This is a genomic window from Arthrobacter sp. (genome assembly GCF_048266065.1).
Taxonomy (GTDB): domain Bacteria; phylum Actinomycetota; class Actinomycetes; order Actinomycetales; family Micrococcaceae; genus Arthrobacter_H.
In genome coordinates this window covers 201,915-215,568 of record NZ_JBLXAH010000003.1, presented here as the reverse complement: position 1 = coordinate 215,568, position 13,654 = coordinate 201,915, and the positions used below count along the sequence as shown (strand labels likewise).

The window sequence follows — 13,654 nt, the reverse complement described above, 5'->3', positions numbered from 1 at the left end:
CTGGGTGGTGCTGGGAGGGGTGTGGGACGAGGTGCGGGCTGCCGGTCAGTCCCAGATGACGGGCATCTTGACCAGGCCGCGGAAGACCCAGCCGGCGTTGACGGCTGCGTTCGCGGGGTCCAGGCGCAGGCCGGGCAGTTCGGCGAACACCCGGGGCATGGCGACCTGGGCGACCTGCGCGCGGGCAATCCACGTCCCGGCGCAGAAGTGGACGCCGCCGCCGAAGCCCAGGTGCGGCTTCTTAGGGCGGAAGATGTTGAATTCCTCGGGGTCCTCGAAGACCTCGGGGTCCCGGTTCGCGGCACCGAGGACGACGCCAATGCGGTCGCCCTGGTGCAGCTGGATGCCGCCGAGGACGGTGTCGGTGGTGGCCTCGCGGGGATACATGCCGATGGGGGCGACCCAGCGCACCGATTCCTCGAAAGCCTTGGCGTGCAGGGCCGGATCGGCGAGCACCGCATCGAGCTGGTCCCGGTGGTTCAGCAGCGCCCAGACGGTGGTGCCCAGGACGTCGCGGGGTTCGTTGAGGCCGCCGCCAATGGTCATCTTGAGGTTGGCACGGATCGCTTCCAGCGGGATCGGCATCGAGGCGAGACCGGAGAGCAGCGACTGGTCGGGATTCTCACGCAGGTAGGGCAGCATCTCGTCGATCGCGGCGTCGACCTCCGCCGAGGAGGCCTCGGATGCGGCCCAGACCGCGTCGTCATCGGCGTAGTTGCCGGTGCCGTTGATCATCGTCTGGCTCCACCGCTGCATGTCCTGTTGGGTGGCGTTGTGGAAACCCATGACCAGGCGCAGGTTCTCCGCGGCGTACGGGGCTGCGTAGTCCCAGATGAAGTCGGCGCCGGGTCCCTTGGCCTTCAGCTGGGCCATGCAGGTTTCATGGTTGGCCTCGAAGATGCCGGTCCAGTGCTTCTTGATGGTGCCCGGGCGCAGGGTGGAACCGTAGGAGTCGCGGTCCACCTGGTGTTCCGGGTTGTCCTTGCGCAGCATCGAATGGCCCATGGCCCGTTTCATCAGCGATGCGCGCTCGTCGGCGGAGAAGGTGGACTCGTCCTGCTCGATGGTGTGGCAGGCGTCGTAGCTGGTGACCATGAACCGGTTGACGGCCGGCACCCAGTGCACGGGGGCCTCCGCGCGCAGGCGCTGGTAGATGGGGAACGGGTCGCGGTAGAGGTCATCGATGGTGACCCAATCGGCGACGGGGGCCTCCCGGGCCGGCCCGGCGGTCCCGGGGGTTCCGGCGGAGTGGCTGGCGGGGACCTGGGCCATGAGCGCCTGCAGCTCGGCGGGGTCGGTGGGCAGTTCCCCGGTGAACGGGCAACCCGGGGTGGCCGTGGCGTCGTTGCTGGTGGCGGTCATGCTGGCTCCTCGTGGTGCGGGTGTCTGGCTTGGCTTCCAGTGTGATCGAGGACATATGCGCGGTAAAGTTCAATAAATAGCCCTATATCCACGTTTTGACCGAGGTGTCTGATGCCCCGTTACACCCTGCGCCAGCTGGAGTGCTTTGTCGCCGTCGCCGAACGCGGCAGCATTGCGGCGGCCGCCGCCTCGCTGCATCTCTCGGCGTCGGCGGTCGCCGGAGCCGTCAACGAACTCGAGCGGATCTTCGGGGCCCAGCTCACGGTTCGCCGCAAGGCCCACGGGGTGGCGATGACGCCGTCGGGAAGCTACGTCCTGGACCGGGCCCGCGGCTTGCTGCACTCGGCCGAGGACCTCTCACTGCACGCGGCCGACGCGGGCGGGGAGTTGCGTGGCACGCTGATGCTCGGCTGCTACATGACGTTGGCACCGACGGTCCTGGCGCGGCTCATCGACGAGTACTCCCGGCGGTATCCGCTGGTCGATCTCGATTTCTTCGACGGCTCCCAGCAGGAGGTGCAGGAGCGGCTCCTCTCCGGACGCATCGACCTGGCCATCGCGTACGACGTCTCGCTGCCGCCCGGGCTGGAGCGGCTCGGTCTCTTCGATGTGACACCGAGCCTGGTCCTGGCGGCGGGCCACCCGTTGGCCGACCGCCAGGAGATCTCGTTGGCGGAACTGGCCGACGAGCCGATGATCCTGCTGGACGTGAAGCCCAGCCGGGAGAACACGATGATGATGTATGCCTCGGCCGGGATCCAGCCGAGCATCCGGTTCCGCACCACCGATTACGAGGTCACCCGATCGCTCGTCGCCCGGGGCATGGGCTATGCCGTCCTGGTCCAGCAGCCGGCGAGCGCGCAAAGCTATGAGGGCCGGGAACTCGTGGTGCGGCCGATCCGCCAAGACATCAGCAGCGTCAACGTCTCGCTGGTCTGGCCGGCGGCGGTGCAGTCCTCCCAGTGCGCCCGCGCCATGGTGGAGTTGGCCGCCGAGCTCTATGCGGACGGAGTCGGCGCTTCCTGACGGCGCCGGGAACGGTTGGACCCCAGCCCCCGGTAAGCCAGTGGCCTTCGGTTCCGGCGTGCCCCTTCTCCCCTTCCCTTACGTGAGCTGGTCCAGCCGATCCCAGAAGGAGGCCCGCAGCGCCCTGCGGACCACCTGGATATCCGTCTTCCATTCACCAATCTGCTGGGCGCAATCCTTCAGGAGCACCCTGTCGATTTCAGGCGGCAGCAGCGGGCGGTCGGCCTGCAGCTCGGTCAATTCGCGTTGGGTGGTGTTGGCGTACCAGTTGTCCGCCACGCTGGCCCCGACCTCCCCGACGGCGCGCAGCAGTGCGCTGTCCCCGGCTTCGGGGTGCCCGGCGGCGGTGGTGGCGGCCTCGTGGCCGGCGGAATAGACCAGTTGCCGTTCAGCCGGCGGCACCTGGGGCAGCGGACCGGTCGACCCGGCCAGATGGGCCGGCGATGGTCCGGGGACCGGGCGGTGCTGGGGCGCGGCCGACGGGGCAGCGGCGGTGGCCGGCGCGGGCGGGCAGGGTCCAGCTGGGCCGGGTTCCGCCGTCGTGCCCTGCAGGCTGTGCACTCCCGGGCCGGGCAACGGGCCGGTGGTCACCGAGCGGGTGAAGGTGGATTCGAGCAGTTCGGCCGGCAGATCGGTGATGCCATCCACGCACAGGGCCAGGTGTTCGGCGACCGAGGCCAACCCGATCCGCGTTTCGGGTTTGCGCAACCCGATGAGCTTGACCTGCACGCCCAGCGCCTGGGCCTCCTCGACCGCCTCGGCCAGGTCGTCGTCACCGGAGACCAGGTAGACAGTTGACACGGCGCCGCTGCGGGCCAGGCCCACCAGGTCCAGCGCCAGGCGCAGGTCAACGCCCTTCTGCTCGCCGCTGTAGGAGATGCGGCCCAGCCTGACCTTCACGCCGTCAACCATGCCGATGCGCTTGTGCTGGTCGGTGAACAGGCCGTCGCGGGAGGCGTCGTACCAGTAGGTGCGCAGCAGCGGCAGGCCGGAATCCCGGCGGGCCACCTCCGCGATGCCCGCGGCCAGCTGCTCGTACGCCACCCTGAAGGCCGAGCGCAGCGACGTGCCGGCGGTGTGCTGTCCGCCCACGGCCAGGAGAAATCCCGCATCCACGAAAATCGCGCTCTGGGTAGTCATATCCCGCATCCTACGTGGCCGCGCGCCTGTCCGGGCCGGGGCGGCGACTCAGACGATGCCGGCCAGCAGCACCGAGTCCCCCAGCCCGTCCCACCGCCCGGTCAGCTGGCCCTCGTCGCCGTGCGCGGGGCGCGGGGTGAGATAGACGGCCAGGGTCGGCCCATCGGTGCTGATGGTCACCACGGCGCCGCCATCCGGGGTGTCCTCGGTGCTCGGGCTGGCCGTGGTGATCACCGGTTCGGCCGCGTCCGGATCGCCGAATCCATGCACGACGACGCTGCTGGGCAAGGGCGCGAGGGTCCCGTCCACGTCGAGGTACTGCTCGGCCCCTGCCTGTCCGCGCAGGATGGTGGACGCCAGCGCCTGGGCATAGACCGGGTCGGCGGTCGCGTCGTAGACCCAGCGGTGGCCGAGCACCGAGTGCTCCATTTCCGCCACCAGGTGCCGTTCGGTCCCCTGGAGGGCGGCACCGCGATACGTCAGGGGAACCTGCAGGATCCGCCCGTCGGCACGGCGGACCACATGGGTTTCGATGCCGACCTCCCCTGCGGGGTCATCGAAGCGGAAGGCACCGACCAGCTCGATGGTGTCCCCTGCGGAGACCTGCGACCAAGGCTGGCTGGCGAGCCAGGTGGTGACGACTTCTTGTTTTCCGGGAGTGAGCTGCGCGCGATGGATGATGGCCATGACTTCACCCTAGGACAGGTGGGCTCCCGGCGGGAGGGGTCCGGTGGCCGCAGTGGGTAGTCTCGCGTCATGACGAGCATGGACCTGCTGACGGGTCCGCACGGCCGCCGGTTCTGCCTGGAGGCGGTGACCGCCCTGTCGGACGAGTTGTGGTCCCGGCACCTGGCTGCCGCGTGGGAACCCCACAACACTGGCCTGCGCCGTGAATTCGGCGCAGCCGTCGCCTCCGAGGCGACCCGGGCGGCCATCTCGCGTGCCCCGGCAGGGGACCTGTTGACGGCCCTCGCCCGCACCGTGGACCACGCTGCCTACTGGCAGCCGCCGGACGAGGTGGACGAACTCGCCCGGACTCCCGAGGTCCTCCAGGCCCTGGAGCCCATCGCCCGGGAACTGGGCCGGCGGATCACCGGCTCCTGGTGGAGCTCCCCCGTGGACACCGGCAGCCAGCGCGCCGTCCAGTGGATCGACGGGCACAACCTGCCGGCCCCGCAGCCCACCGGTGCCGCCGCGAAGCTGGCCGGCTGGCGGGAGCGGACCCTCGCGTCGGAGCGCATGGCGGCCACGTGGTCCCGCTCGCTGAAACGGCGCACGGCCAGCTCCTGGTGGTCGACCCCCGCCCTGTCGGACCTGGTCCAGACCACCCGGGCCCTGCCCGGCCTCGGATCCGCGGGGCTGCTGTTGGTGGAGGACGGTGCCGGGTGGAACCGCGCCCGCATCTGGCCCCTGGCACCCACCGCCGGTTCGCGCATCCTCGAGATCCGCGAACCCGCCGACTGGGTGGGGCTCGTGGAACGCCAACCCCTGGAAGTCACGCAGACGTGGCGCAAGACGGCGTATGAGAGCACCGGGCTCGACGCCACCTGGCTCATCCCCGACTTCGCCGCCGTGGCCCAGGAGTACGACGGCGTCCATCTCACCGCCGCCGGCTACTTCGCCACCGCCGGCCGTCCGCTGGATGCCGGGCGGGGCCTGACCCTGCTGGCCGGGTGGGATCCCGACGCAACGTATTGGCTCACCGACGTCCTGGAGGCCTCCGGCGAACCCACTGAATGGGAGAACCCGGTGGAGGGGACCATCGCCGAGTGGGCCCCTACCAGGAGATGACCGCCTGCACCGGCGCATGGTCCGAGGGGTAGCGTCCCGATCGGGTCCAGACGTTGGTGCCGGCGCGGTGAACCGTGGTTACCGGCGTCGTGAGGATCCAGTCGATCCGGGCTCCGCCCTCGAGGGCTTCCTCGTAGCCGGGGAAGGTTCCCCAGGCGCGGGAGGCGTACCGTCGCGTCGTATCCCAGCAGTCGGCGAAGGCACCCGGCCGGGTGAGGACCGCGTGGGCCCCGGAATCCCCCGCCTCGGCGTTGAAGTCGCCGGTGACGATGACGGGCAGGCCGGCAAAGCTGTGGGCCAACGCCACGATGGCCTCGGCGCTCTTGATCCGCGCCGGCTCCGACTCGTGGTCGAAGTGGGTGTTGAGGTGGACGAACTCCTGTCCCGTCGTCGCGTCCCGGAACTGTGCCCACACCAGGATCCGGGGGACGTCGTTGCCCCACGTGGCCGATCCGATCGTTGCTGGGGTATCCGAGAGCCAAGACTGGTCCCACGCCAAGAGCTCCAGCCGGCGCGCGTCATGGAAGATGGCGCACCGTTCCCCGCCGCTGTCGCCGTCGCGACTGTAGCCGACCATGTCATACCCCGGACCCAGCCCCGCGGCGACGGCATCCAACTGCGACCCCAGGGCCTCCTGGACGCCGAGGAGGGTGGGTTGTTCCAGCGACAGCAGTTCACGGAGCAGGGGACGGCGGTCCGGCCAGTGGTCGGGGTCCCCGGGGAGCGTTTCCGCGCGCTCGAGCCGGATGTTGTAGGACATGACGTGCAGGCCGGTTCCGTCCACCGGGCCGATCATCGTCACGGTGGCGGGGGTGTGAACCCCGCGGGCTTCGGGGTATTCGGTCGTGAGGCTCATGCCGGGTCCTCCTGGGGGCCATCCGCTGCGGTTCCCTATGAGTCTCGCCCGCCCCGGTGAACCCCGCATGGCCATCCGGTGACCAGTGGATACCGCTGATGCCAACGGTGATCAGGCGTGCGGAGCTGCGCCCAGATCGCGGGCGTACCAGCCGACCACCTTCCCATACAACGGCAGGGTGTCCTGCAGCGCGAGCAGGGCGACCTGTACTGCCTCGGTGGACCGGCCGGCGTCGTGACCGGAGGCCAGGTGCTCATGGCCCCCTCGACGCACCCGGGCAGAGGCACCTGGCCATCCTGCTTGATCCGGCGGGCCTCCCTTGGGCTCTGGCAGCTCGGCTGCCATGCCGGGTTCCGGCTGCACGGGGAGCGCCTGCATCCAGGACGCCACCGTGAGTGATCCGCCGCAGGATTCCCCGTTCGGCCGGGTCGCTTCCCTGTCCGACCTCACCGGATCATCGTTCAAGACCATCGAGCCACCGGACGGCGGTTGATCGCTCAGCCGCTGTGGCGGCCGTAGCTGAGCAGCATGTTGCCCTTGGACGTCTGCTGGGAGTCCTGCAGGACCAGCCGCGTGGTCGGGTCGCCCGTTTCGAACAGGTGCTTTCCGGCCCCGGCGATCACGGGGTGGACCATCAGCAGCAGCGAATCCAGCAGCCCGGCGAACAGCAGCTGGCGCACCACCGAGATGCTCCCGCACACTGAGATGTCACCGCCGTCGGACTGGCGCAGCTCGCGCACGAAGTCCTCCAGCGGCGCCTGGATCAGCGAGGCGTTCTCCCAGTCCAGCTCCCCGGTCAGCGTGCGCGAGGCCACGAACTTCTCCACGGGGTTGATGAAGGAGGCGAACGGGTCGTCCCGGCCCGCCTGGGGCCAGTAGCCGGCCCACTCCTCGTAGCTGCGCCGGCCCAGCAGGACGGTATCGGTCTGGGTCATCATGGTGGTCATGCCGACGCCGAGTTCGTCGTCGAAGCTGTCGAACTGCCACAGGTTCGGTGATTCGACCACCCCGTCGACCGACTGGAAAAGTCCCGTCTTGACCTCGCGCATGCTGCCTCCGTTAATAAAACTGCGGTGTGCCCGTACCTGCTCGATCATCTGCGCTGGCGGCGTCGTCGTCAAGAAACGCGGGCACCACGACCACCCCTAGGCTGGTGCCTTGCATCACACCATCGACTGGGGAGCAACCTGATGAAACGCACACCATGGGCCACCGCGGCCATCCTCCTGGCCCTGGCCACCACCGCCTGCACCGGAAGCGGGGCACCCGCCCAGGAACCGGCGTCGTCCTCCGGGGCACCGGCAGCAGGCCAGGCAGGGGACGACGGCGATGTCCCCGCCTCGCGCCTGGATACCGTCCGCGACGCCGGGGTGCTGAAGGTCTGCACCACCGGGGACTACCGCCCGTTCACGTACAAGGACCCGAAGACCGGGAAGTACTCCGGACTGGACGTGGACATGGCCCGCGACCTGGCGAAGCGCCTGGGCGTGAAGGCGGAGTTCGTGGACACGACGTGGAAGGACCTGATGCCCGACTTCCTGGCCTCCTGCGACATCGCCGTCGGCGGGGTCTCGATCTCGCTGGAGCGGGCGCAGCAGGCAGCCTTTTCCACTGCCACCCTGGACGAGGGCAAGACGCCGATCACCCGCTGCAAGAACGTCAAGAAGTACGACACGATCGCCGAGATCAACCAGCCCGGCGTCCGGTCCATCACCCCGATCGGCGGCACCAACCAGAAGTTCGCCGAGGAGCACTACCCGCGCGGGGAGATCATCGAGTTCAAGGACAACAACACGATCTTCGACCAGATCATCGACGGCACAGCCGACGTGATGACCACCGACGCCTCGGAGACCCGCTGGGTCGCCAACAAACACCCAGAGCTCTGTGCCGTGCATCCCGACCAGCCGTTCAACTACTCGCAGAAGGCGTACCTGCTGCCACGCGGGGACACCGCCTTCAAGGAATACGTCGATGCGTGGCTGAACATCGCCGAGCACGACGGGACCACTGCGAAGGCGGAGAAGCCCTGGTTCGGGTAGGGCCTCCCCGCCGCCGGCGCTAGTTGGCGAACACGTCCTGCAGCTGGCCGCGTGCCGTCCACAACGCCACCGAATCACCGGTGTTGTTCAGGATGGAGGCGGTGCGCCCGTTGTAGTACTTCGTGGCCGTGTTGGTCCCGGGGCCGGTGTAGACGCGCAGTTCCCCTCCGGGCTGGATGGTGTATCCCTGCCCCACGGTCAACGTGTTGTTGGCTGCGTCGCGCAGCACCAGCCCGGAGGCGTCGATCGTCCGCCGCGAGGCATTGCGGACCACCACGTGTTCGCCCGTCCCGGGTTGGACGTCGTCGCCTGCCGGGTTGTTCACGGAGTCGGCGATTTCCAGCCCCCGGGACTGGGGGAAGGCCTGCTGGCCGGCCTGGAGCCTGACGATCTGCTGGGGGAAGTCCCCGGTGACCATGTCGACGCCGAGCCGGACCGCGGCAGTGATGGTCGCCGGGGAGCTGACCGTGTAGACACCGATATCCAGTCCGGCGGCCCGTACGGCGCCGACCTGGGCGGCCGTCAGCGTGCGGTAGCTGGTGCCCACCGAATCCACGAACGAGGACCAGTCCTCCAGCGTCTCGGCACCGGGGATGGCCCCCGAGAGCTGTTGGAGCGGGATCTTCGGTGCCAGGGCCGCGAATTTGCGGTTGGATGAGGCGTCGAACCCCAGGACGTTGACCTTTCCCGCGTCGACCAGCTTCTTCCAGGCGGGATCCTGGGCCAGCTTGCGGGCCACCAGCCGTTCCACACCGGGTGAATTCCTCGGCGACTTGATCTCCAGGTACACACCGGTGCGGCGGTTGGCGATCCTGGCGATGTCGTCCAGGTGCGGGATGCGTTCACCCGCGAACTTCCTGCCGAAGGAGGAACCCGCATCGAGTGCGCGCAGTTCCCGCCAGGTGAAGGAGGTGATCGGGTCGTGCTCGCGGCCGGGGAAGACGTCCGCCACGTTCGTGGTGCGTGCAGGGGTGTCGTCGTGGAAGAGGAACGGGACCCCGTCCTTGCTCAACTGCACGTCGGTTTCGATGAAGTCGGCGCCGGCGGCGCGACCCGCCTTGAAGGCGGCGATGGTGTTTTCGGGTGCCGCACCGGCAGCACCCCGGTGGCCGATCAGGATCGGGTCCCCCGCCGGTGCCTTCGCGGCGACGGGTTCGACGGCGGTGGGGGCCGGGGCTGCCGCCGCGGGGCCGGCCACCACGATCGCCGCCAGGGTGAGGAGGATCAGTGCCGGTGTCGCCAACGTGGACAACGGGGTCTGGGGCGTGGTCATGGGTGTCGCTGCCTTTCGGTGCGGATGGTGCTGACCCCACCCATGTTCTCCACCACCGACAACGGCCCCCTCAACGTCGGATGAACGCGGTGTGAAGGTCTGCCCCGCGGGCACCGGGGGGCAGTGCACTGACCTCTGGATTCCGCGGGATTTCGGCGTATCCTGAAGGTATCAAGACATGTTGTGGCAGTGACGAGGAGGACATCATGAGCCTGTTCAGACGGCACCGTGTGCACGAGAAGATCATCGCCCCGGCAGCCCACGCGGCGGTCACGGCGGCCGGCACCAAGACCATGGGTCCGGTGTACAAATACCGGATCAATGAGGAGCTGGCCAACAAGATCGCGGCCAAGGCCTACGGGGTGGGCAAGGACGGCCGGCCCAACATCCCGCGGATGCCGCTCAGCGGCTAGATCGAAGGTCAGGCGGGCATTTTTCCCCGGCCGGGCACTGACAGGTCCTTCGATGAGCGCAATACTGGTGGAAAGCCGCCGTCTGCCGAAGGAGCGTCCATGAAAGCCCTCACCGTCACCCCCGGGAGCAAGGATTCGCTGGAGCTGAACGAGGTGGACCCGCCCGGGCCGGCCGAGGGCAGCATCCTGGTCGATGCCTTGTCCATCGGACTGTGCGGGACCGACCGGGAGATCATCAACGCCGAGTACGGGTCCGCCCCCGAGGGCAAGGACCTGCTGGTGATCGGCCATGAGAACCTGGGCCGGGTCCGCGAGGCTGCCGACGATTCCGGCTTCGCCCCCGGTGACCTGGTGGTGGGGATCGTGCGTCGTCCGGACCCGGTTCCCTGCGCCGCCTGTGCCGCCGGGGAATGGGACATGTGCCTGAACGGGAAGTACACCGAGCACGGCATCGCCTCACTCGACGGATTCGGCCGTGAACAGTGGCGCGGCAACCCCGAGGACATGGTCAGGATCGATGCCTCATTGGAGGAGGTCGGTGTGCTGCTCGAGCCGACCACCATCGTGGCCAAGGCCTGGGAGCAGATCGAGCGCATCGGATCCCGCGCCTACTTCGACCCGAAGGTCGTTGCGGTCACCGGCGCGGGCCCCGTCGGCCTGCTGGCCGCACTGCTCGGCGTCCAACGCGGCCACGAGGTCCATGTCTACGATCTGGTCACCGGCGGACCGAAGCCGGCACTCGTGAAGGACCTGGGCGCCACCTTCCACACCGATTCACTGCCCGATTCGGGGCTTGAACCCGACATCGTCATCGAGTGCACCGGGGTGCCGTCGGTGATCCTGGACGCGATCGCCAACAACGGCAAGAACGCGATCACGTGCCTCACCGGTGTCTCCAGCCGCGGCCAGCAGACGCCGTTGGACGTCGGGGCCATGAACCGGACTGCCGTGCTGGAAAACGATGTGGTGTTCGGCAGCGTCAATGCCAACCGCCGCCACTACGAACAGGCCGCCGAGGCCCTGGCACAAGCCGACGCGGACTGGCTGGCCCGGTTGATCAGCCGCCGCCACCGGCTGGAGGACTATGCAGCCGCCTTCGAGCACCGGGACGGCGACGTGAAGGTCGTGCTCGACATCGGCCGGTCGTAGCCACTCATCGAGGCGGGGCGCTGCCGCGCCGGTAGCGTGGTGTCACGACCTGACGAGGACCGCCAGGTGCCGCCACCGCCAAGGAACCCCATGAAACGCAACCTTCCCCAGCTGTCCGAACTGCGCCCGCTGATGAAATTCGAGCGCCCGAGCCTGGATTTCCGGGCGAACCGGCTGGCCCGGGCCGCGGATGTCTGGGATCTGCGCCGGATCGCCCGCCGACGCACACCGAAGCCGGCCTTCGACTACGTCGACGGCGGCGCCGGCCGCGAGGTGACGTTGGAGCGCAACCGGCAGGCCTTCGCCGAGGTCGAGTTCCTTCCATCCATCCTGGGCGGTCACGCCTCCGTGGACCTGTCCACGACGATTGCCGGGGCACGATCGGCGCTACCGGTGGGCATCGCCCCCACCGGGTTCACCCGCTTCATGCATGCAGCAGGCGAGGAGGCCGGGGTCGGTGCCGCGGCGGCCACGGGCATCCCCTACACGCTCTCGACCATGGGCACCCGGTCCATCGAGGAGGTGGCCGCCTTCCAACCCGGCGCCCGTCGCTGGTTCCAGCTCTACCTGTGGAATGACCACGATGCGTCGCTGGAACTGGTGAACCGGGCCGCCGCGGCCGGGTACGACACCCTGATGGTCACCGTGGACACGGCGGTCGCCGGCCAGCGCCTGCGCGACGTGCGCAACGGGATGACCATCCCTCCCCAGCTGAACCTCAGGACGGTGCTCGACGCCTCCTACCGCCCGGAGTGGTGGTTCAACTTCCTGACCACCGATTCACTGAAGTTCGCCTCGCTGAGCGGGACCTCGCACTCATTGCCCGAACTGATCAACTCCATGTTCGATCCGACGATCTCCCTCGATGACCTGCGCTGGCTGCGCTCGGTCTGGCCCGGCCAGCTCTTCGTCAAGGGAGTGCTCACCGCCGAGGATGCCCGCAAGGCACTCGACGCCGGCGCTGACGGGCTGGTGGTCTCCAACCATGGAGGCCGCCAGCTGGACCAGGTCCCGGCCAGCCTCCATGCCGTGGCGGCCATTCGCGACGCGGTGGGCCCCGACGTCGAGCTCATCCTCGACTCGGGCATCATGTCAGGCGGGGACATCGTCGCTGCCCTGTGCGCGGGCGCCGACTTCACCCTCATCGGGCGGGCCTACATGTATGGGCTGATGGCCGGCGGCCAGCCAGGAGTGCAACGGGTACTGGACATCCTGGCCGAGCAGATGCGCGTGGCCACCACCCTGCTGGGCGTCTCAGGCATCTCCGAGCTCGGACGTGGGCACCTGAACCTGCACGGGCGCGGCTCCGGGTCGCCGGTTACAGCCCGTCCTTGACGGTGAGCACCTTCAGTGCCGCGGCATCGATCTTCTTCCGGAACGCGGGGTCGGCCTTGGCCTGGGCGACCAGGCCCCCGGCGATGGCCGGGATGGCGTTCTGGTTCACGCACAGCATCATGGTGCCCCCGGCGTCAAAGAACTTCTTGGCGCGGGTGGCGTACTTCCAGTCGCGGAACTGGGTCGCGTCGCACATGTCGTCGGAGATGACGATGCCCTCGAAGCCCTGGTCCCCGCGCAGCATGGAATTGATGACCGTATCGGAGAACGCCGCAGGGTTCTGCGGGTCGATCTTCGAGTAGTAGGCGCTGGAGAGCATCACGAAGTCCAGGCCATCGTGGATACCCCGCTGGAACGGCTCCAGCGAGGAATCGTCGCGGGTGGTGCTCGTGTCGGTGACCGCATGGGAGACGTCGGTGTTGCGGCTGACCTTGCCCAGCCCCGGGTAGTGCTTCATCACCGGGGCCACTCCTGCGGCCTCCATGCCGGCGGCGAAGGCCGAGGATCCTGCGGCGGCGGCCTGCGCGGTGTGGCCGTACTCGCGCCCGAAGGCACCGATCGGTGCGTTGGATGTGCCGATCGACGCCGGGACGGTGTCCGCGACCGGTGCCAGGTTGACGTTGATCCCTGCCGCCGCGAGCTCCCGGCCCCAACCGGTGGCCCGCTGGGTCAGGGTCTGCGGGTCCCAGGATCCCTGCGTGATGCCGGCGGGGATGGTGGAGAACCCGCTCCCCTTCAGGACCTGGACCTTGCCGCCTTCCTGGTCGGTGGAGATGAAGGGCCCGACGCCGCCGGTGACCTGTTGCGTGGCGGTCGCCTTGATCTTCTTCACCACTGCCGCGGTGGCGTCCAGGCCGGCGGTGCTGCGGCCCTTGAGGAACATGTTGCCGATGTGCTGCTGCTTCATGATCGCCAACCCCGACGCCGAGGCACCGGTCGCGGGGACGCCCATCATCAGGACCTGCCCCACCCGCTGCTGCAGGGTGAGCTGGTCCAGACGCTGCTGCGCCGCGGACTCCGCAGGGGACGACGACGGAGCCTGCTCCGAAGACGCACTCGCTGGGGCGGTGGTGCCCTCCGCCGACGCGGTGGCCTGGCTCGACCCGGCACCACCGCTGGAGGCACCCGGGGTCCCCGACGGCGAGGAGCCGGGTTCCGGCGTCGTGCAGGCGGCCAGCGGCAGGGCCGCGCAGACCAGGACGGCGGTGGCGGCGGTCCTCAAGCGTGTTTTCATCGTGCCCCTTCGGGATCGGCGGCGGGCAGGCGT

The 13,654-nt window shown here is 69.0% G+C and carries 14 protein-coding genes; 6 read left to right on the top strand and 8 right to left on the bottom strand.

Annotated elements, in window-relative coordinates:
• Positions 1-45: 45 nt before the first annotated feature.
• Complete coding sequence (locus ACN0TP_RS06520; protein WP_417217880.1) at positions 46-1,362, bottom strand: cytochrome P450; 1,317 nt, start codon at positions 1,360-1,362, stop codon at positions 46-48.
• 111 nt (positions 1,363-1,473) lie between these two features.
• On the opposite strand from ACN0TP_RS06520, the gene ACN0TP_RS06515 reads away from it, so the two are divergent.
• Positions 1,474-2,388: a LysR substrate-binding domain-containing protein gene (locus tag ACN0TP_RS06515; RefSeq protein ID WP_417217879.1), complete on the top strand. Its 915-nt coding sequence runs from the start codon at positions 1,474-1,476 to the stop codon at positions 2,386-2,388.
• 78 nt (positions 2,389-2,466) lie between these two features.
• On the opposite strand, the gene ACN0TP_RS06510 is transcribed toward ACN0TP_RS06515, so the two are convergent.
• Both ACN0TP_RS06510 and ACN0TP_RS06505 read right to left on the bottom strand, forming a co-directional pair.
• The gene (locus tag ACN0TP_RS06510) at positions 2,467-3,528 is read right to left on the bottom strand and encodes an NYN domain-containing protein (RefSeq protein ID WP_417217877.1); all 1,062 of its coding nucleotides are present in this window, start codon (positions 3,526-3,528) and stop codon (positions 2,467-2,469) included.
• A gap of 48 nt (positions 3,529-3,576) precedes the next feature.
• On the bottom strand, positions 3,577-4,215 hold the full coding sequence (locus ACN0TP_RS06505) for a CG0192-related protein (protein ID WP_417217875.1): 639 nt from the start codon (positions 4,213-4,215) through the stop codon (positions 3,577-3,579).
• A 69-nt stretch (positions 4,216-4,284) separates the two neighbouring features.
• On the opposite strand from ACN0TP_RS06505, the gene ACN0TP_RS06500 reads away from it, so the two are divergent.
• On the top strand, positions 4,285-5,319 hold the full coding sequence (locus ACN0TP_RS06500) for a hypothetical protein (RefSeq protein ID WP_417217873.1): 1,035 nt from the start codon (positions 4,285-4,287) through the stop codon (positions 5,317-5,319).
• On the opposite strand, the gene ACN0TP_RS06495 is transcribed toward ACN0TP_RS06500, so the two are convergent.
• From ACN0TP_RS06495 to ACN0TP_RS06485, 3 genes are all read right to left on the bottom strand, one after another.
• Positions 5,306-6,175 (bottom strand): endonuclease/exonuclease/phosphatase family protein, encoded by an 870-nt coding sequence (locus ACN0TP_RS06495; RefSeq protein WP_417217871.1) that lies wholly within the window; start codon positions 6,173-6,175, stop codon positions 5,306-5,308. The genes ACN0TP_RS06500 and ACN0TP_RS06495 overlap by 14 nt on opposite strands.
• Positions 6,176-6,286: 111 nt before the next feature.
• Positions 6,287-6,538: a hypothetical protein gene (locus ACN0TP_RS06490; protein ID WP_417217869.1), complete on the bottom strand. Its 252-nt coding sequence runs from the start codon at positions 6,536-6,538 to the stop codon at positions 6,287-6,289.
• A 134-nt stretch (positions 6,539-6,672) separates the two neighbouring features.
• On the bottom strand, positions 6,673-7,224 hold the full coding sequence (locus ACN0TP_RS06485; RefSeq protein WP_417217867.1) for a dihydrofolate reductase family protein: 552 nt from the start codon (positions 7,222-7,224) through the stop codon (positions 6,673-6,675).
• A gap of 141 nt (positions 7,225-7,365) precedes the next feature.
• Here ACN0TP_RS06485 and ACN0TP_RS06480 point away from each other — a divergent pair, with 141 nt between their 5' ends.
• The gene (locus tag ACN0TP_RS06480) at positions 7,366-8,217 is read left to right on the top strand and encodes a transporter substrate-binding domain-containing protein (RefSeq protein ID WP_417217865.1); all 852 of its coding nucleotides are present in this window, start codon (positions 7,366-7,368) and stop codon (positions 8,215-8,217) included.
• A 19-nt stretch (positions 8,218-8,236) separates the two neighbouring features.
• Here ACN0TP_RS06480 and ACN0TP_RS06475 read toward each other — a convergent pair whose 3' ends face one another.
• On the bottom strand, positions 8,237-9,490 hold the full coding sequence (locus ACN0TP_RS06475; protein ID WP_417217863.1) for a glycerophosphodiester phosphodiesterase family protein: 1,254 nt from the start codon (positions 9,488-9,490) through the stop codon (positions 8,237-8,239).
• A 206-nt stretch (positions 9,491-9,696) separates the two neighbouring features.
• Between ACN0TP_RS06475 and ACN0TP_RS06470 the strand changes: the two genes are divergently transcribed.
• The 3 genes from ACN0TP_RS06470 (at position 9,697) to ACN0TP_RS06460 (ending at position 12,387) form a co-directional block, all read left to right on the top strand.
• On the top strand, positions 9,697-9,903 hold the full coding sequence (locus ACN0TP_RS06470; RefSeq protein WP_417217861.1) for a hypothetical protein: 207 nt from the start codon (positions 9,697-9,699) through the stop codon (positions 9,901-9,903).
• Positions 9,904-10,002: 99 nt separating this feature from the next.
• Positions 10,003-11,052: a glucose 1-dehydrogenase gene (locus ACN0TP_RS06465; protein ID WP_417217859.1), complete on the top strand. Its 1,050-nt coding sequence runs from the start codon at positions 10,003-10,005 to the stop codon at positions 11,050-11,052.
• Between the two features lie 90 nt (positions 11,053-11,142).
• Positions 11,143-12,387 carry an alpha-hydroxy acid oxidase gene (locus tag ACN0TP_RS06460; RefSeq protein ID WP_417217857.1) on the top strand — a complete coding sequence of 415 codons (1,245 nt, stop codon included), beginning with the start codon at positions 11,143-11,145 and terminating at the stop codon, positions 12,385-12,387.
• Here the strand turns inward: ACN0TP_RS06460 and ACN0TP_RS06455 are convergent.
• Positions 12,371-13,621, bottom strand: a complete 1,251-nt coding sequence (locus ACN0TP_RS06455) for a glycoside hydrolase family 3 N-terminal domain-containing protein (RefSeq protein ID WP_417217855.1) — start codon at positions 13,619-13,621, stop codon at positions 12,371-12,373. The two genes, ACN0TP_RS06460 and ACN0TP_RS06455, sit on opposite strands and share 17 nt — an antisense overlap.
• Between the last annotated feature and the right edge of the window lie 33 nt (positions 13,622-13,654).